General features: G+C 67.9%; 14 protein-coding genes. 5 read left to right on the forward strand and 9 right to left on the reverse strand.

The annotated features are described in order from the left end of the window. Nucleotides 1-5: 5 nt before the first annotated feature. From hypE to NV348_RS14090, 3 genes are read right to left on the reverse strand one after another with little or no spacing between them, the layout of a single operon-like run. A complete protein-coding gene (gene hypE, locus NV348_RS14080) occupies nucleotides 6-1,022 on the reverse strand; it encodes a hydrogenase expression/formation protein HypE (RefSeq protein WP_447147344.1) in 1,017 nt (338 codons plus the stop codon). Next, nucleotides 1,019-1,603 carry a cysteine hydrolase family protein gene (locus tag NV348_RS14085; RefSeq protein WP_447147345.1) on the reverse strand — a complete coding sequence of 195 codons (585 nt, stop codon included), beginning with the start codon at nucleotides 1,601-1,603 and terminating at the stop codon, nucleotides 1,019-1,021. The genes hypE and NV348_RS14085 overlap by 4 nt, the downstream gene beginning before the upstream one ends. A 50-nt stretch (nucleotides 1,604-1,653) precedes the next feature. Beyond that, nucleotides 1,654-2,550: a ParB/RepB/Spo0J family partition protein gene (locus NV348_RS14090; RefSeq protein WP_447147346.1), complete on the reverse strand. Its 897-nt coding sequence runs from the start codon at nucleotides 2,548-2,550 to the stop codon at nucleotides 1,654-1,656. Between the two features lie 649 nt (nucleotides 2,551-3,199). Between NV348_RS14090 and fni the strand changes: the two genes are divergently transcribed. Continuing rightward, nucleotides 3,200-4,297 carry a type 2 isopentenyl-diphosphate Delta-isomerase gene (gene fni, locus NV348_RS14095; RefSeq protein ID WP_447147347.1) on the forward strand — a complete coding sequence of 366 codons (1,098 nt, stop codon included), beginning with the start codon at nucleotides 3,200-3,202 and terminating at the stop codon, nucleotides 4,295-4,297. Between the two features lie 269 nt (nucleotides 4,298-4,566). Next, nucleotides 4,567-7,770 (forward strand): (Fe-S)-binding protein, encoded by a 3,204-nt coding sequence (locus NV348_RS14100; protein WP_447147348.1) that lies wholly within the window; start codon nucleotides 4,567-4,569, stop codon nucleotides 7,768-7,770. Between the two features lie 105 nt (nucleotides 7,771-7,875). Here the strand turns inward: NV348_RS14100 and NV348_RS14105 are convergent, their stop codons facing one another. After that, nucleotides 7,876-8,331: a PASTA domain-containing protein gene (locus NV348_RS14105; RefSeq protein WP_447147349.1), complete on the reverse strand. Its 456-nt coding sequence runs from the start codon at nucleotides 8,329-8,331 to the stop codon at nucleotides 7,876-7,878. A 160-nt stretch (nucleotides 8,332-8,491) separates the two neighbouring features. After that, nucleotides 8,492-9,016, reverse strand: coding sequence for a YdcF family protein (locus tag NV348_RS14110; protein ID WP_447147350.1), 525 nt, complete (start codon nucleotides 9,014-9,016; stop codon nucleotides 8,492-8,494). Nucleotides 9,017-9,247: 231 nt separating this feature from the next. Here NV348_RS14110 and NV348_RS14115 point away from each other — a divergent pair, with 231 nt between their 5' ends. Both NV348_RS14115 and NV348_RS14120 read left to right on the forward strand, forming a co-directional pair. Continuing rightward, entirely contained in the window at nucleotides 9,248-10,570 is a 1,323-nt protein-coding gene (locus NV348_RS14115) for a UDP-glucose dehydrogenase family protein (protein ID WP_447147351.1), read from the forward strand. Nucleotides 10,571-10,657: 87 nt separating this feature from the next. Next, entirely contained in the window at nucleotides 10,658-12,019 is a 1,362-nt protein-coding gene (locus tag NV348_RS14120) for a DUF7159 family protein (protein ID WP_447147352.1), read from the forward strand. A gap of 3 nt (nucleotides 12,020-12,022) precedes the next feature. Here NV348_RS14120 and NV348_RS14125 read toward each other — a convergent pair whose 3' ends face one another. The 3 genes from NV348_RS14125 to NV348_RS14135 all read right to left on the reverse strand — a co-directional run bounded on the left by NV348_RS14125 (nucleotide 12,023) and on the right by NV348_RS14135 (nucleotide 16,324). Then, nucleotides 12,023-13,303: a YibE/F family protein gene (locus NV348_RS14125; RefSeq protein ID WP_447147353.1), complete on the reverse strand. Its 1,281-nt coding sequence runs from the start codon at nucleotides 13,301-13,303 to the stop codon at nucleotides 12,023-12,025. A 456-nt stretch (nucleotides 13,304-13,759) separates the two neighbouring features. Next, nucleotides 13,760-15,013 (reverse strand): pyridoxal phosphate-dependent aminotransferase, encoded by a 1,254-nt coding sequence (locus NV348_RS14130; protein WP_447151034.1) that lies wholly within the window; start codon nucleotides 15,011-15,013, stop codon nucleotides 13,760-13,762. 45 nt (nucleotides 15,014-15,058) lie between these two features. After that, nucleotides 15,059-16,324: a helix-turn-helix domain-containing protein gene (locus NV348_RS14135; protein WP_447147354.1), complete on the reverse strand. Its 1,266-nt coding sequence runs from the start codon at nucleotides 16,322-16,324 to the stop codon at nucleotides 15,059-15,061. Nucleotides 16,325-16,527: 203 nt separating this feature from the next. Here NV348_RS14135 and NV348_RS14140 point away from each other — a divergent pair, with 203 nt between their 5' ends. Beyond that, nucleotides 16,528-17,040: a hypothetical protein gene (locus NV348_RS14140; RefSeq protein ID WP_447147355.1), complete on the forward strand. Its 513-nt coding sequence runs from the start codon at nucleotides 16,528-16,530 to the stop codon at nucleotides 17,038-17,040. On the opposite strand, the gene dcd is transcribed toward NV348_RS14140, so the two are convergent. Then, the gene (dcd, locus tag NV348_RS14145; RefSeq protein ID WP_447147356.1) at nucleotides 16,953-17,552 is read right to left on the reverse strand and encodes a dCTP deaminase; all 600 of its coding nucleotides are present in this window, start codon (nucleotides 17,550-17,552) and stop codon (nucleotides 16,953-16,955) included. The two genes, NV348_RS14140 and dcd, sit on opposite strands and share 88 nt — an antisense overlap. Between the last annotated feature and the right edge of the window lie 109 nt (nucleotides 17,553-17,661).

A 17,661-nucleotide genomic window follows, 5' to 3' on the forward strand; every position in this document is an offset into this window, starting at 1 on the left:
GCCGGTCAGCACAGCCGGGGCAGCTCTGCACCCCGAAGAGGTTGCAGTGTCGATTCACGACCGTCGGCGTCCCTGAGCAGGACCGCCGCGCCGTCGCGGCCGGTCACCCGGCCGACCACCGCCGCGTGCCTGCCGTACTCGTGCCTGTGGAGCGCGGCCAGGATGTCGTCCACCGCATCCGGATCGGCGAAGATCGCCAGGCAGCCTTCGTTGGCACAGTGCAGCGGGTTGATCCCCAGCATGTCCGCCGCCATCGCGGTTTCATGCTGGATCGGCAGCGCCGGCTCGTCGAGCGTGATGGCCTTGTCCACCCGGCCCGCGTACTCGTGCAGCACCGCGGCGAGTCCACCCCGGGTCACATCACGCATCGACCTGATCGCCCCGTCCGGCACGGCCGCGAAAACGTGGTCGATCATGCCGTTGAGCGGTGCGCAGTCGCTGAGGACCCGGCTTTCGAACCCGAGGCCCTCCCGGATCGACAGCAGATGGACGGTGTGATTGCCGAGCGGGCCGGACACGATCACCGAATCGCCGGGGCGCACGGAGTCCATCCGCAGCGGATCCCGGGCGAAGAAGCCGACCCCGCTCGTGTTGAGGTAGAGCTGATCCGCCTCACCAACCCGGACGACTTTGGTGTCGCCGCAGACGATCTGCACGCCGGCTTCCCGTGCGGTGTCCCGGATGGACGTCAGGACGCGGGCCAGCCGATCCAGCGGCAGCCCGGCCTCGAGAATCATCCCGAGCGTGAGGTAGCGGGGCGCCGCCCCGGACACGGCCAGGTCGTTGACGGTTCCGCAGACCGCGATCTTCCCGATGTCGCCGTTGCCGAAGAACGGCGGGTCGACCACGAAGCTGTCGGTGGTCATGGCGATTCGGCTGCCCTCGGCCGGGAGGACCGCGCTGTCCTCCATCTCACCCACGTAGACATCGCCCAGAGTCTCCGCGATGAAGGCCACGAGTTCGTTGGACAGCGCCGCGCCGGTGCCATGGTCGAGTTGGACCTGCTGAATTGTCAGCGTCATGGCGTCTTGGTCTCCTTGCGCGCGATGCTGCCGGTCTCGTCGATCTCCCGGAGAATCTCCGCGGAATCGGCGACGGTGGCGCAATAACTCTCGAGCCATTCGAGGGCACGCAGGCGGTCGGCCTCCATCGCGGAGAAAACGCAGTCGCTCGGAACCGCGACGATATATCCGCGGAAAAACGCATCGGCGGCCGTGGTCTGAATACAGATCTGGGTTTGCAGGCCGATGAGCACGAGGGTCTCGATCCCGGCTGCCTGGAGCCGTTCGTGCAGATCGGTCTCATAGAACCCGCTGTCCTTGCTCCGCTCCTGAACGACGTCACCCGAGCCGAGAAACGCCTGGACAATGTCGGCGCCGGGGGTCCCACGCAGGGCGGGCACCCGGCCGTCGTAGCGCTCGGCCAGCGGGTCGTCGGGCTGGTTGATGAGCTGCAGATGGAAGACGGGGCAGCCGCGCTTCCGCATCTCGGACAAGAACTCCGTGACCCGCGGAGTGGCTGCGTCGATAGCCGCTTCACGCTCCGGATTCTTTCCGACGATATCGTATTGCAGGCCGCTGGTCAGAACCGCTGTTTTGGACATGAAGAATCCTCCGGGCATCGAACGTGGGAAAAGAAGAAAGTGTGCGGAGCTCAGGCCGAGCGGGCATCCGGCGAGCTGTCTAAAGAATCTTTGTACACGGCATTCAATACCTGGGCGATGTTTGCCCAGTTGGCTGCGCACTGGTGAGCGAATTCGATCACGTGGTAATAGGAGTGGGGCCGCACGACCTCGGCGATCTTCGCGGCATCACTGCCGTTGACGGCATGCTGGTGCAGCCAGCGAAGTAGCTCGCGGCCGCCGACGCTCATCCGCAGCGCCGGGTCCCGGGAGAGCACAGCCAGCAGGGCATCGATATCCACCTGCTTCCTCGGCGGTGCGGACTCGACGAGCCCGCTGGTCTCCGCGGGCTCGACGTCCCCCGATGCCGGCTTCGTACTGGAGGTCTTGTCGTCTTCCGGGTGGACGAGCGGGTCCAAACCGCTGACCAGCTTGGCGCGCACATCACGCACGGTCGACGGCGACAGCCCGACCTCCTTGGCGATGCTGCGCAGGGAAGCATCAGGACGGGCGAGAATGAGCTCGGCGGCGGTGCGCCGGGCCGAGTTGGTGTCGACGGGGCGAAGCCGGCCATCGCTACCCAGACGGTGACTCGCCTGCGAACTGTCCCCGGTGCCACTGCGAATTGTCGCCACCGTCTTCGCGGACAGGCCCGCGGCGGCGGCGATCGACCGGTTCGACCAGTGCGGATGCGTGCTGATGATCCGCTCGGCCGCGGCTCGCCGGTCCGCGAGGGACAGGGGCAGACCGTGCGTCACGTTCTCCTGGACGCCGAGAATGTAGGCCAGCTCGTCGGATCCGTCGACCAGATACGCGTCGATGTGGGTGAGGCCCTTTCGCAGCGCGGCATTCGTACGATGGAACCCATCGATGACCCGATTGGTCGGCCGATGGACGAGAATCGGCGGCAATGGCCATTCCGCTTCCATCAGCCGTTCGATATGAGCCTGGTCCTCCCCCCCAGACCTCGGAGACCCAGCAATTATCAGCGATGCAATTTCCACCGATTTTTTGACGCGCGGCGGTTTCGATGAATTATTCACGTACTCAGTCCCCCGGTCCTTCGAGCCAAGCCTGCAAATCCAAGATCAAGAGCTGCGTAAAAAAACTATCGCAGCGAGCCCTCGCGAGCAAGTGTTCGATCCGCCACCGTCGGCCACCCACGAGCCCGGGATCCGACGGACGATCCCCGGGCTGAAGTATGCCGAAACCTGGTCTCGCGCCACAGACCGAGAGGTGTGCAACTGACGAAAGTCACAGTCGAACAGGATGATTCGGACGAACTGGGCGCAAGAAGCTCACTTGCGAGGCCGAACCAGAGTGAGGATTACGGATCCGGTCGCCCTACCTCGACCTCTCGCCAACGGCCACCACCCGGCAGCGACCCCAAGATTGGACAACCGACCAAATTTCACGCCGTCCGACGTCGCTGCATAATCACCCCCGGCGCCCCGAAAAGGAGGGTCCCATCCGAAACTCGTACAGCCTTCGACACACCGGTTCAGCCGGTGTCGACACGCGTGCCGGTGTCGCGAATTGTTCATTTTGTCCAGCGCCTGAAAAGAATGGAAAAATCAGATGGTCTATGCCACCCGCAAGGACGATCACGTCCGCTTGGCAGTCGCTCAACAGCGCGAATTCACAGACGCTCGACGCGCCTGCCAGTTCGATGAAATCGAGTTCGTGCACCATGCTCTGCGCGGCACCGCGGAGCGCGTTGTGTCGCTTGACACCAACATCGCGGGCACGACTTGGCGCACGCCACTATATGTCAACGCTATGACAGGCGGCAGCGCGCGAACCGGCGAGATCAACCGTGGCCTGGCGATCGCCGCCAGGGAGACCGGCGTGGCGATCGCGTCGGGTTCGATGAGCGCCTATCTTGCCGACCCCGCGGTGGCCGAGACCTACCGCGTGCTGCGGAGCGAGAATCCCGACGGCTACGTCATCGCCAATGTGAACGCCAACGCCACGCCGGGCATGGCAGCGCGCGCGGTGGAGCTGCTGGCGGCCGACGCGCTACAGGTGCACGTCAACGCGGTGCAGGAAACAGTGATGCCCGAGGGTGACCGCGACTTCTCGGCGTGGCCGCGCAATATCGCCCGTATGACGGAGGCGCTGGACATACCGGTGATCGTCAAGGAGGTCGGGTTCGGCATCAGCGCCGACACCGTGACACAGCTGGCCGACCTCGGTGTTCGGTACGTCGATGTGTCCGGGACCGGCGGAACCAACTTCGCGCGGATCGAGAACGCGCGACGGCACGGCGACGACTTCGACCTGCTCGGCGACTGGGGCCTGTCCACTCCGGCCTGCCTCGTCGAGGCGAGCGAGGCCGCCCGGTCGAACGGAATCACGCTGCTTGCCTCGGGCGGAATCCGCAATCCCCTGGATGTGGTCCGCAGTCTCGCACTCGGGGCGGACGCGGCCGGGGTGTCCGGGCACTTCCTGTCCATCCTGGAAACAGGGGGTGTGGCGGCACTGATCACGGCGATCACTACGTGGACCGCCCGGATCCGGCACTTGATGATGCTGCTCGGCGCCGCGACCGTGGCCGACCTGGCGAACACCGATGTATTGCTGACAGGCCGGCTCGCCGAGGTCTGCCGACTGCGCGGCATCGACCCAGCCGACTACGCCCGGCGGTCACGAATCCTCGACCGCGCGAGTCGGTGACGACGGCCCGCAGCCGGCGGCAGCCCTGGGCGACGACACTCGATCCGCCGCCCCGAACTCGCCCGTCCGATTCGTCGGCGGCTCGCCGGACGCCCGCTAAACCTGCCGCTGAACAGCACCGTTAGGATGTTCACACAATCCGGTATCGCATCATTGTTACTGGCCAGTAACATGGAAGGCCCACCTCTACCGGCAAGTAACTTAGACCGTACTATGATGCGTCCTGGGACGAGCGGCACCGCGTCGCTACGTGAACGAAAGGCCCTGGCATGAGCCCTGTATCGATGACATTGGGCATCATCTCCATACTGATCGGTGTACCCGCGTGGATTATGTTCGGGCTGGCAGTGCGGCGGATGGTGCGAACCATCATGCTGGGGCAGGCCGCCCCGGACCGCTTCCTGCCGTTCGTGCCGCGATTCACCACCATGGTCAAGGAATTCGCCGCGCACACGCGCATGGTGAAGTTCCGGACCGTCGGCTGGGCGCACTGGCTCGTGATGGTCGGCTTCATGCTCGGCTTCGTCACCGTCTTCCAAGCGCAGGGGCAGATCTTCAGCCCCACGTTCACCTGGCCGCTGGTCGGTAACACCTTCGTCTACCACCTCGCGGACGAGCTGCTGGCCCTCGGCACCATCATCGGCGCGCTGGTGCTGATCACCATCCGCCAGCTGAACCATCCCCGTATCCCGGAGCGACTGTCACGGTTCTCCGGCTCCAATTTCGGCGCCGCCTACTTCGTCGAGACCATCGTGCTCGTCGAGGGCATCAGCATGCTCGGCGCGAAGGCCCTGGTGCTGGCATACACCAGCGAGTCCCACGCCAGCAGCGACTTCGTCAGCATGCACCTCGCCGCGGTGCTGCCCGCCAATGCCACGCTCGTGTCCGTCTTCGCCTTCTTCAAGCTGATGGCGGCGCTGGTCTGGGTGGTCGTGGTCAGCCGCAACGTCAACTGGGGTGTCGCGTGGCACCGGTTCTCGGCCTTCTTCAACATCTACTTCAAGCGTGAGGCCGACGGCAGCGTCGCCCTGGGCGCGGCCAAGCCGATGATCTCCAACGGCAAGGTCCTCGACATGGAGAACGTCGACCCCGATGTCGACAACCTCGGCGTCGGGCGCATGGAGGACTTCTCCTGGAAGGGCTGGCTGGACTTCACCACCTGCACCGAGTGTGGTCGCTGCCAGTCGCAGTGCCCCGCCTGGAACACCGGTAAGCCGCTCTCGCCCAAGCTGCTGATCATGTCGCTGCGCGACCACGGTTACGCCGCTGCCCCGTACCTGCTGGCCGGTGGCCGCAAGGACCCCGGCGGCGACGAGATCGGCCTGGTCGACGCCGACGGCAAGCCGAACGAGGCCGCGCTGGCCAAGATCCCCGAGGCCGCCCGCCTCGAGGCCGAGCGCCCGCTGATCGGCGGCGAGGACGTCAACGGCGTCATCGATCCCGAGGTGCTGTGGAGCTGCACCAGCTGTGGCGCCTGCGTCGAGCAGTGCCCGGTGGACATCGAGCACGTCGACCACATCATCGACATGCGCCGCTACCAGGTGCTGATCGAGTCGGAGTTCCCGTCCGAGCTGGCCGGGCTGTTCAAGAACCTGGAGAACAAGGGCAACCCGTGGGGCCAGAACTCCAAGGACCGCCTCAACTGGATCAAGGAAGTCGACTTCGACATCCCGGTCTTCGGTAAGGACGCCGACAGCTTCGACGGCTACGAGTACCTGTTCTGGGTCGGCTGCGCCGGCGCCTACGAGGACCGCGCCAAGAAGACCACCAAGGCCGTCGCCGAGCTGCTCGCCACCGCGGGCACCAAGTTCATGGTGCTCGGCGCCGAGGAGACCTGCACCGGTGACTCGGCTCGCCGCGCGGGCAACGAGTTCCTCTTCCAGCAGCTGGCCATGCAGAACATCGAGGTCATCAACTCGGTGTTCGAGGGTGTCGAGCAGTCGAAGAAGAAGATCGTCGTCACCTGTGCGCACTGCTTCAACGCGCTCAACAACGAGTACCCGCAGGTCGGTGGCACCTACGAGGTGGTGCACCACACCCAGCTGCTGAACCGCCTGGTGCGGCAGAAGCAGCTGGTGCCGGTGGCCTCGGTGTCGCAGAACATCACCTACCACGACCCCTGCTACCTGGGTCGACACAACAAGATCTACAACGCGCCGCGTGAGCTCATGGAGGCCTCGGGTTCGACCCTGGTCGAGATGCCGCGCCACGGCGAGCGGTCCATGTGCTGTGGTGCCGGTGGCGCCCGGATGTGGATGGAAGAGCAACTCGGCAAGCGCATCAACGTCGACCGCGTGGACGAGGCACTGTCCACCAACCCGACCAAGATCGCGACCGGCTGCCCGTTCTGCCGCGTCATGCTCACCGACGGTGTCACCGCGCGTCAGGAGCAGGGTCAGGGCGAGGGTGTCGAGGTCGTCGACGTCGCGCAGCTGATGCTCGACTCGATCACCCGCGTCGACGCCGCCGAGCTGTCGGCGAACCTGCTCGTCGTCCAGGAGCCGAAGGCCGAGCCGGAACCCGAGCCCGAGCCGGAACCCGCGCCGGTCGCCGAGGTGGCCGAGGAGGCTGCCCCGAAGGCCGCGCCGGCCGGTGGTGGTCTGGGCATGAAGGGCGCTGCCAAGGCACCCGGCGGTGGTCTGGGCATGAAGGGTGCCGCGAAGGCACCCGGTGGCGGACTCGGTATGAAGGGTGCCGCCAAGGCTCCGGGTGCGCAGGCGCCCGCCGCCGAAGCCGCTCCCGCCGAGGCCGCGCCGGCCAAGGGTCTGGGCATGAAGGGTGGCGCCAAGGCACCCGGTGGCGGACTCGGCATGAAGGGCGGTGCGAAAGCTCCCGGTGCGAAGGCAGCCGAAGCGGCGCCTGCCGCCGAGACCGCGGCTCCCGCGGCCCCGGTCAAGGGTCTGGGTATGAAGGGTGGCGCCAAGGCACCCGGCGGCGGACTCGGCATGAAGGGTGGCGCGAAGGCCCCCGGTGCGAAGGCTCCGGCCGCTCCCGCCGAGGCAGCCGCTCCCGCCGAAACCACGCCCGCTCCGGCCGCCCCGCCGGTCAAGGGCCTCGGTCTCAAGGGCGCTGCCAAGGCTCCGGGTGCGAAGGCTCCCGGCGCGAAGGCTCCCGCCGCTCCGGCGCCGGCTCCAGCTCCGGTTCCGGCAGCGGAAGTGGCCCCGGCCGCCGAAGCTCCCGCCGCGGCCCCGGTTTCGGCTCCCACCGAAACCAAGCCGACGGTCGCCGCCAAGGGCCTGGCTATGAAGTCCGGCTTCAAGCGCCCCGGCCCGAAGGCCCCCGGCGCCGCAGCCCCGGCCCCCGCGGCCCCGGCTGAACCGGAAGCCCCGGCCGCCACCGAACCGGAAGCTAGCGCCGCAGAACCGGCCGAGCCCACCAACGGCAACGGCACCCCACCGGTGGCCCCGCCGACCGCCAAGCCCGGCGGCCTCGGCTTCAAGTCGGGCGCGAAGGCCCCGGGCCGCAAGAACTGACAACTGAAAACCACGAGCGAGGCGCGGATTCCCCAGAATCCGCGCCTCGCTCGCTCTCACGCCCCTATTCGGACAGACGCGGTCCGTTGCAGGCTCAGCGAGCCGTCAGCACTGACTGGATTCGTCGTTCTTCACCACGGACAGCACCGCTTCCGCTTCGCCGACCGGCATCCCGGGCGCCGGTTCTTGCGCGACCACGACCCAATTGCGGTCCATCACCTGTGCCCGGCCACGGCCACTGGCATCTTTGGACCGGGAGAAGAAGACACCCGCAGCCTGGATTGTGTCCTGCGCTGCTTGCAGATTCATACACACCACCGCCGGCATCAGTGCCGCAGGCGCGGGGGCGGCAGCGGGCACCGTGGTCACCGGTGGGACGACTGCCAGCGGCGCTGAAGACGTTGTCGGCGCCGGCGCGACCCCCGATGAGCCGACCGCGGTGACAGTTATCGTCGGCGGCGCCGTAGCCGACGAGGTGCGCGCTCCCGATTCGGTCTCGACAGCACAGCCCGTCGCCCCGACCAGCACTACCGTGGCTACACCGACCAGTCGCCCGGCCATCGTCACATGATTCATACTCCGATATCCCCTGCTCGCAGACGTCGGGTCGGCCTTCTGACCGCCCCACCGCGCTCCCCCCGACAGGAGTGCTGCGCGAGCGTATACCCGCTACAACAACCGAAAGGGCAATACCGGCAAGTAGTTGGCAACTGAATTCGCGTCAGCAGTCGGCGAACCAGGCCTTCACGAAACCCGCGGATTGGTAGGTGTAGTCCCAGGCCCAGCGGGCCGGGGAGAGGTGGGGTTTCGGGTCGACGAAGAGGAGCTCGCCCGGCCAGCATGTGCCGAGGATGTAGCGGGCGCGGGAGATATGGGGTGTGAAGGTGACGACGATGACGCGCGTCCAGTCGGTGCCCAGGCGGGCCAGTTCACGGCCTTCGCCGAGGGTGGTGCGGGGACTGGGGTCGAAGCAGATGACCTCGAAGCTGTAGCCGCCGTGGCAGATCCGGTTGACCATCGGACTGTGCTCGTACGGGTTGGAGACCAGGACGCGGGGTGCGTAGCCTTCGGCCGCCAGCTTCAAGCCGAGCTGTTCGCGACCGTCGTGCGCACCGCCGAGGACCAGGATCGCGTCGGCGGGCATCAGTGCGTCGACGCGCGGCCGCACATACACCGGCCACAGCGCGACCACCGCGACCAGTACCGCGAGCAGCAGCGCACCGAGGAGAATCCACAGCCGGCGCACCGGCTCGATGCTAGTGACGCGCCACCCACCCGACCCGATGACACGTCCACACCCGCGAACACTCTGCACACCCACGATCCGAACCTTGCACTCCACCGAACCCCATCACCGCAGGTAGCGGCCCCGCGCGACTGGTCGGTCGATCGATGTCTCCCCCTGTACACCAGATGTTGCGCCCGCTCTTGCCTCGCTGACGCGGCGTAGCCACGCGCGCCGCTTACCAACAGAACTATGCGATGCACAGTCTTCGGAACGGGGTACCTGGGGGCCACGCATGCCGCGTGTATGGCCGAGCTGGGGCACGATGTGGTCGGGGTGGATGTGGATCCCGGCAAGGTAGCCAAACTGGCCGACGGCGTGGTGCCGTTCTACGAACCGGGCCTGGACGAGGTGCTGCAACGCAACCTCGCCGCGGGCCGCCTGCGGTTCACCACCGACTACGAGGACGCCGCGGCCCACGCCGACGTGCACTTTCTCGGTGTCGGCACGCCGCAGAAGAAAGGCGAGTACGGTGCCGACCTGAAGTACGTCCACGCCGTGGTCGACACCCTCGCCCCGATGCTGGAGCGCCCGGCGATGATCGTCGGCAAGTCGACCGTGCCGGTGGGAACCGCCGCGGCCCTGGGGGAACGGGCCCGCGCGGCCGCGAACGTCGACGTCGAGGTGGCCTGGAACCCGGAGTTCCTGCGCGAGGGCTTCGCCGTGCAGGACACCCTGCGCCCGGATCGCCTGGTTCTCGGCATCGACCACGCGCGCGAGCGGTCGGCCTGGGTCGAGCAGCGGATCCGCGAGCTCTACGCCGACCTGATCGCCGCCGAGATCCCCTTCCTGCTCACCGATCTCGCCACCGCCGAACTGGTGAAGGTCTCGGCGAATGCCTTTCTGGCGACCAAGATCTCGTTCATCAACGCGGTCTCGGAGGTCTGCGAGGCGACCGGCGCCGACGTGACGATGCTGGCCGACGCGCTGGGCTACGACGCCCGCATCGGCCGCCGATTCCTCAATGCCGGACTGGGTTTCGGCGGCGGCTGCCTGCCCAAGGACATCCGCGCGTTCATGGCCCGCTCCGGCGAGCTGGGCGCCGACCACGCCGTGGCGTTCCTGCGCGAGGTCGACAACATCAACATGCGCCGCCGCACCAAGGTGGTCGACATGGCCGCGCGCGCCTGCGGCGGCTCGCTGCTCGGCGCGAACGTGGCGGTCCTCGGCGCGGCGTTCAAACCGGAGTCCGACGATGTGCGCGATTCGCCCGCGCTGAACGTCGCGGGGATGATCCAGCTGCACGGCGCGGTCGTCACCGTGTACGACCCGAAGGCCGTGGAGAATTCGCGCCGGGTGTTCCCGACGCTGAACTACGCCACCTCGGTCGCCGAGGCGTGCGATCGCGCCGATGTGGTCCTGGTTCTGACCGAATGGAACGAATTCACGGCGTTGACGCCTGCCGATCTGGATCCGGTGGTACGTTCCCGTTCGATCATCGACGGTCGCAATTGCCTGGACCGCGCTACCTGGCGCGACGCCGGATGGGTGTACGCCGGACTCGGTACCCCGTAGAGTGGCGATCCAAGCGGGGGCTGCCGGGCAGAGATCCCAGTGTGCAGGCTCCGCATGTCGTGCAGTAGGGAACGAGATGGGCAGCTGATGAGCGCGGTATTGGGAGTATCGGTGGGGGCCGGCACAGTGCGCCTCGCACGCCCGCAGCACGGTGGCCCCCACGGGTTCGTCCCGCCGTATTCGTTCGAGCAGCACACCATTTCGATGCCGGAGCACCAGGCCGAGGAATCGGCCGCCGACGCGATCGCCGCGACGCTGGCCGCCGCACCCGAGGTCGCGGCCACCACGGTCACCTTCCGCAGCGAACCGCAGGCCAGGGCGATCCGGGCCGCGATGGCGCGGCGTCAGCTCACCAACTATCAGCTGGTTCCCGAAGCGGTTGCCGCCGTGCACTTCGCGCACGCGACCACCGATATGCGCGAGGTGTCCACGCTGGCGGTCTACGACCTGGGCAGTTCGGGTCTGACGGTGAGCGTGGTCAACGCCCGCACCAGCGATGTCTATCAGTGCGAGCGGATCAGCGACATCAGCGGCGACTACCTGGATTCGCTGATCCGGGAGCAGCAGATCGCCTCGGGCCGGATCGCGCATCCGGCCGACCCGGTGGGCCTGGCCGAGCTGGACGCCCTGTGCCGGGCCGCCAAGGAGCAGCTGTCGAGCGAGAACGCGGTCGCGCTGCCCAGCGAGCAGGGCCTGGTGCTGCTCACGCAGGAGAACTTCGAAGCGCTGATGATGCTGGCGATCGAGTCGTCGGCGCGGATGACCCGCGATGTCATCATCCGCGCGCAGCATCCGGTGCAGGCGGTCCTGGTGATCGGCGGTGGCGCCCGGATCCCGTTGGTCGCCAGGGTGCTGGAACGCACGATCGGGGTGCCGGTGATCGTGCCCGCCGAGCCGGAGACCGCGCTGGCCCGTGGTGCCGCGCTGCTTGCGCGCCCCGCGCAGGTCCAGCAGGCGCCCGCGAGTCCCGCGCCTGCCCCGCTGACCGACGTCGACGACGCGACCCCGGCCTGGCTGACCGCGCCCGCGCGCCGCCGCCGGCCGCTGAGCGCGCTGACCAGCCGCAACGGCAACAACCGCCGCGAGCTGAACGCCGCCGTGCTGACAGTGAGTTCGCTGGTGGTGGTCGCCGCGATCGGCCTCGGCCTCGGTTACGGCCCCGAAGTGCTCGAGCGCGGCAATTCCAGCGACGGCTCTCAGGCGGTGCCCGAGTCGACCGCGCCGCGCCCGACCCTGGCCGGTCCGTCTTCGGCAGCCGCCCCGACCACCGACGCGGTGCACGCGACGGTGGCCGCGCCGCCGGTGACCCAGCAGAATGCGCAGCCGACCACCTCGACCTCGCCGCCGCAGGGCCCCAACACCTTCACCGTGGTGCCGGGTCTGCCGCCGATCGTCGTCCCGACGTTGCCGCCGGTGGTGTTGCCCGGCTTCCCACCGCCGGGCCAGTAGCGCTCAGGTCCTGGCGTGCCGGGCCCGCTGCGGCGGCGCGGCGACCACCTGCTTCGCGCCGAACGGCCGGGCGAGCAGCACCGCGATGAGGGTGGTCAGCGGCACCGACAGGGCCAGCGCGATACCGCCGACCGCCGACCGCGCGATCTCGATGGCGACGGCGTCGCCGGTGAGTACGTCGGAGATGGACCGTCCGGCGATGCTGAACAGCAGCAGCAGCGGCAGCGCGCCACCGGCATAGGCGAGCACCAGGGTGTAGACGGTGCTGGCGATGTGGTCGCGCCCGACCCGCATGGCCGCGGTGAAGATCTCCCCGCGGGACGCGCCTTCGTCGAGCGCGGCGAGCTCGAACGCCGCCGAGGCCTGGGTGATGGTGACGTCGTTGAGCACACCGAGCGAGCCGATGATGAACCCGGCCAGCAGCAGCCCGGTGATGCTGACGTGCTGAATGTAGGTGGCCACATTGGTGTTCTGCTCTTCGGACAGCCCGGTGAGGTTGGTGATCTCGAGCGCCACCCAGGACAGCAGTGCCGCGACGAGCATCGAGGCGAGCGTGCCGAGCAGCGCGGAACTGGTCCGCAGATTCACCCCGTGCGCGAGGTAGAGCACCACGTAGAGGATCAGCGCACCCGAGACCAGCGCGACGGGGATCGCGGGCTTGCCGTCGAGCAGCGCGGGCAGCAGGAACATGACGACGACGGCGAACGCGAACACCAGCCCGAGCAGCGCCCGGAACCCCCGCCACCGCGCGACCACGCAGATGACGATGACGAACGCGAGCACGATCACCAGCAGCGGCAGCCCGCGCGAGTAGTCCTCGAACGCGTACATGGTCGTGCCGCTCGGGTCGGCCGCGCGCACGATCCGGATGTTGTCGCCCGCCCGCAGGTCGGGTTGCCCCGGCCCCGGCGCGATCTCGAACAGTGTCTTCTTGCCCTCGTCCGGCCCGGACCGGATGTCGATCACGCTGCGCTGACAGGTGTAGGAGGCGGCCCGCGGCTCGATGGGCTGCCCCGTGAACACCTTCCCGTTCGAGGGACTCCCGCACGGCCCGATGTCCTGCAGCACGACGGTACCGGCCTCGGTGTGCACCGCCCCACCCGTCATGGTCTGCATCGGCAGCGGAATCTCGACATGCTGCGCACTCGGCCACAACATCGCGGCCGCCACCAGCACGACCACCCCGATCACCCCGAGCAACCCCACAACGACCTTCGCCGCCGTAGCCCCGATAGCGATAGGCCCCGAATGATCGTGGTGATGGTGGTGATGATGATCGCTCACCGGGCAAAGCTTAAGGGATGTCGTTTTCAAGAACGACCCCACGCAACCCCGCTATCACGCAAGAACATGGGTAACTCACCGGGAACGGGCTGACAGAGCCCGCGATATCACCGCCGGCCGCGAACGCAGCGAACCATGCACCTGAGTCCGGCCAAGAATCGCGGGGAGGCGGGAGAGGGCGGCGGAGAGCAGGGGGATGTCTCCGCCGCCCGCAGGCAGGCGCCCAGGGGGGTAGGCGCGCTGACCTGAGGCTCTCGGTTGTCCAGGGGGGGTAGACAACCGGGCCGGGCGCCGAAGCGCCGAGGACTACTGTACACAAAAGTTGGACTTTTGCACTAGCAGCTCTTCAAAAACTCCAAGATTCCGAACCTCGGGTCTGTTTTGGTCTATCTATACGGGCGACCAGGTTGCCTAGACCCCGCGAACTCACTGGTCAAAGCCCCGCTAGGTGAGGACTCACTGACGGTAACTGGCGAGGAAATTGCCGAACCGCTCGATGGCCACCGCCAGATCCCGTGCCCAGGGCAGGGTCACGATCCGCAGGTGATCGTTGTCGGGCCAGTTGAACCCGGTGCCCTGCACCATCAGGATCTTCTCCTGCAACAACAGATCGAGCACGAGCTTCCCGTCGTCGTGGATCTCGTGCACGTTCGGGTCCAGACGCGGGAACGCGTACAGCGCGCCCCGCGGCTTCACACATGACACACCGGGAATCATGTTGAGCCGCTCCCACGCCACATCGCGCTGCTCGAGCAGCCGCCCACCGGGCAGGATCAGGTCCTCGATGCTCTGGTGCCCGCCGAGCGCCACCTGGATCGCGTGCTGGGCGGGCACGTTCGGACACAGCCGCGACGAGGCGAGCAGATCGATGCCCTCGAGGAAGCCGGCCGCGTGCTCCTTGGGCCCGGTGATGGCCAGCCAGCCGGAGCGGTACCCGGCCACCCGGTACGCCTTGGACAGGCCGTTGAACGTCAGACACAGCAGATCGGGCGCCAGCGAGGCCAGCGAGATGTGCTTGGCGTCGTCGTAGAGGATCTTGTCGTAGATCTCGTCGGCCAGCAGCAGCAGGCGATGCTTGCGCGCCAGGTCGACGATCGCCTGCAGCACCTCCGCCGAGTACACCGCACCCGTCGGGTTGTTCGGGTTGATCACCAGCAGCGCCTTGGTCTTGTCGGTGATCTTCGATTCGATGTCGGCGATATCGGGCTGCCAGCCGTTGGCCTCGTCGCACAGGTAGTGCACCGGGGTACCGCCGGCCAGGCTGGTCATCGCCGTCCACAGCGGGTAGTCGGGCGCGGGGATCAGCACCTCGTCGCCGTTGTCGAGCAGCGCCTGCATGGTGACGGTGATCAGCTCGGAGACGCCGTTGCCCAGGTAGACGTCGTCGACGTCGAGCTCAGGGAAGCCGGGCACCAGCTCGTAGCGGGTGACGATCGCGCGCCGGGCCGACAGGATGCCCTTGGACTCGGAATACCCCTGCGCGTACGGCAGGGCCGCGATCATGTCGCGCATGATCACATCGGGCGCCTCGAACCCGAACGGGGCCGGATTGCCGATGTTCAGCTTGAGGATGCGGTGGCCTTCGGCCTCCAACCGCGCCGCGTGTGCGTGTACCGGCCCACGGATCTCGTAGACCACGTCCTGCAGCTTCTTCGACTGCTCGAGAACGCGCGGCGGCACATGCGGCGATTGAGGACTCACCCGATCAATGGTAGGGCTCCCCCGCCTCCCCGAGATTCCCGGCCGGACCCTTCGCTACGACGGATAGGCGCGACTGGCGAGCGCGGCGGTCGCGACGCAGAATTCTTCGATCTGTTCATCCAGACCACGCGCTTCGACGGCATCGCGATAGGTCGGGGCCGCGATGCGTCGACGCAGACCCACCAACCGCTCGCCGAGCTGGGCGATGCGGCGATCCTCGGGCAACCCCAGGACCGGGCGCAGGGCATCGGCGGCGCCATCGATGCTGCCGTTGATGAGGTGGGCCGCGGCGTTGTCGACGCGGGCCAGGGATTCGGCGCCGTAGGAGCGCTGCAGGGCGGGGCCGCTGGAGTACAGGGTGATGGCCCGCTCGGTGGCGGCCAGCGCCTGCTCGGCCCGGCCCAGCTGGATGCAGGTGGCGCCCGCGTAGTACGCGGCCTTCGGCGCGCCGAAGCCGAACACGCCGCCGATCTCGTCGTGCAGCTCGTCGCGCCGGTCGCTCACCACCGCTTCGGCGGCGCGCAGGCAGCGGTCGGTCTCGGTATCGCTGCCCAGCCGCGCCCACACCCTGGCCTCGATATTGAGCAGCCGGACCCGGGCCAGGCCCTGCCCGGCGAATTCCTGTCCGCTGCGCGCCAATTGGACCGCGTTGCGCGGCCGGTCCGACCAGTTCTCGATCAGCGCGTGCATGCCGCGGGTCCACGCGCGTAAGCCGTTGTGCCCACTGAGTTCGGCGTAGGCCCAAGCGGCCCTGATCTGTTCACCCGCGGCGTCGAGGTACCCCAGGTCGGTGCTGGCATTGGCCATCAGCCCCGACAGGGTGCCCGCGAGCAGATACAGGTGACTGGTGTCTCCGGGCTTCTGCTGCCCGTCGAGTAGTCGGTACACCCGGCGCCGCACCCGCAGCATCTCGACCATCATCGGTGCGGGCGCGGCGTGCACGTATTCGTTGGCGATGCGCCGGACGTCGGCGTCGAGCTGGGCCAGCGTCGTCGCGCCGACATTGGTGCTCTCCGCGGCAGCCGCGTGCTCGCTCGCCTCGTGCGCAGCCGCCATGATCAACTCCCTCTCCGACATCACCTCGGACACAGCGCCTTTGATCGCACCGGCGTCGACGAAAGCGAGCAGGTCGGCGTCGGCGCCGGTGGGCGCCAAAAGAGTAGAGAAACGTGCGCGGACCACGTCGTCGGACCGAGCCAGCGACGTGTCGAGCGCGGCTTGATTCACCGGCCGCGGGCGCACCCGCGCGCCACCGGCCTCCCATTTCGAGACCAGTCGTTCGTGCACGCCGAGATGAGCCGCGAACTCCCGGATGCTCATTCGTTTGGCATCGCGAAGAGCTCTGGCCTCTCTGCCTGTCCACTCCCCGACCACGGCGTCACCTTCATCCGACGGACCACTGCCTCCAGAGTACGAGTGCGACAGTGAGACACACCACATCTTCGCGGAATCGGTTGCCTGAGGCAGTGAAAGGGCGGTGCGGGGCAGTGGTCGCGCGCACGCGAAGCGACGATCCTGGAAGGGTGGAAGCCAGAACTGTCGATGACTGGGTGTCTTGCTACCAGCGCGAATTCGGGCTACCCGTTCGCGAGCGCGGTGGCTTCGTGATGCTGCCGATCACCGATCGGCTCTGTGTGGTGCACCTGCCGACCACGCGCGCCGAGTCGGTGCTCGCGACCTTACGGGAGCAACGCCGGGCCGGTCCGGTGCTGGCCAGGCAGATCCGCTGGAGCCTGCTCACCGAACCCGACGCCCGGCCGCCGGCCGAGGTGGTCACCGAGCTGGCCGGCCTCGATATCGACATCCCCGGCATCGGCAGCGCGGTGATGCTGCCGACCAGCCTGGGCCGGTGGAGCCGCGAGGGCTGTCACTGGGTGCGTCCGCCCAGCCGCGACGACGTGCTGCCGCCGCTGTCGCTGGTGCTGCACCTCGCCCTGGCGGTGACCCCTCAGCGGGTCTCGACGGCGTTGAGCGAGGCGGGCGGCAACGGGAAGTTGAGGTACGACCGCGACGGCGTCGGCCCGCGCTGCCCCTGATACTTCGAGCCGGCCGCGGCACTGCCGTACGGGTGCTCGGCCGGGCTGCTCAGCCGGATCAGGCACAGCTGCCCGATCTTCATGCCCGGCCACAGCGTGATCGGCAGGTTCGCCACGTTCGACAGCTCCAGGGTGATGTGCCCACTGAACCCCGGGTCGATGAACCCCGCCGTCGAGTGAGTGAGCAGCCCGAGCCTGCCCAGGCTCGACTTGCCCTCCAGCCGCCCGGCCAGATCGTCGGGCAGCGAGCACACCTCGAGCGTCGACCCGAGCACGAACTCCCCCGGGTGCAGCACGAACGGCTCGCCCGGCTTGGGCTCGACCAGGCTGGTCAGCTCGTCCTGCTGCAGGGCCGGGTCGATGTGGGTGTAGCGGCTGTTGTCGAACACCCGGAACAACCCGTCCAGGCGCACGTCGATGCTCGACGGCTGCACCATCGAATCCAGCATCGGTTCGACACCGAGCCGCCCAGCGGCGATCTCGGCCCGGATGTCACGATCGGAGAGCAGCACGCGCCCAGTTTAAGCAGCCTGATGCCGCAGGTAGACCGCCCCCACCCCTTGGGACCGCACCCACCGGCGTCGATGGCCTCGGCGAATCGCTGCTGACGACGAGGCCACC

It is taken from the genome of Nocardia fodinahabitans, assembly GCF_052983615.1.

Bases quoted from the DNA above. Each gene is read 5' to 3' on its own strand.
- hypE (WP_447147344.1), bottom strand. From the start codon at position 1,022: ATGACGCTGACAATTCAGCAGGTCCAACTCGACCATGGCACCGGCGCG.
- NV348_RS14085 (WP_447147345.1), bottom strand. From the start codon at position 1,603: ATGTCCAAAACAGCGGTTCTGACCAGCGGCCTGCAATACGATATCGTC.
- NV348_RS14090 (WP_447147346.1), bottom strand. From the start codon at position 2,550: ATGGAAGCGGAATGGCCATTGCCGCCGATTCTCGTCCATCGGCCGACC.
- fni (WP_447147347.1), top strand. From the start codon at position 3,200: ATGGTCTATGCCACCCGCAAGGACGATCACGTCCGCTTGGCAGTCGCT.
- NV348_RS14100 (WP_447147348.1), top strand. From the start codon at position 4,567: ATGAGCCCTGTATCGATGACATTGGGCATCATCTCCATACTGATCGGT.
- NV348_RS14105 (WP_447147349.1), bottom strand. From the start codon at position 8,331: ATGGCCGGGCGACTGGTCGGTGTAGCCACGGTAGTGCTGGTCGGGGCG.
- NV348_RS14115 (WP_447147351.1), top strand. From the start codon at position 9,248: ATGCGATGCACAGTCTTCGGAACGGGGTACCTGGGGGCCACGCATGCC.
- NV348_RS14120 (WP_447147352.1), top strand. From the start codon at position 10,658: ATGAGCGCGGTATTGGGAGTATCGGTGGGGGCCGGCACAGTGCGCCTC.
- NV348_RS14135 (WP_447147354.1), bottom strand. From the start codon at position 16,324: ATGAGCATCCGGGAGTTCGCGGCTCATCTCGGCGTGCACGAACGACTG.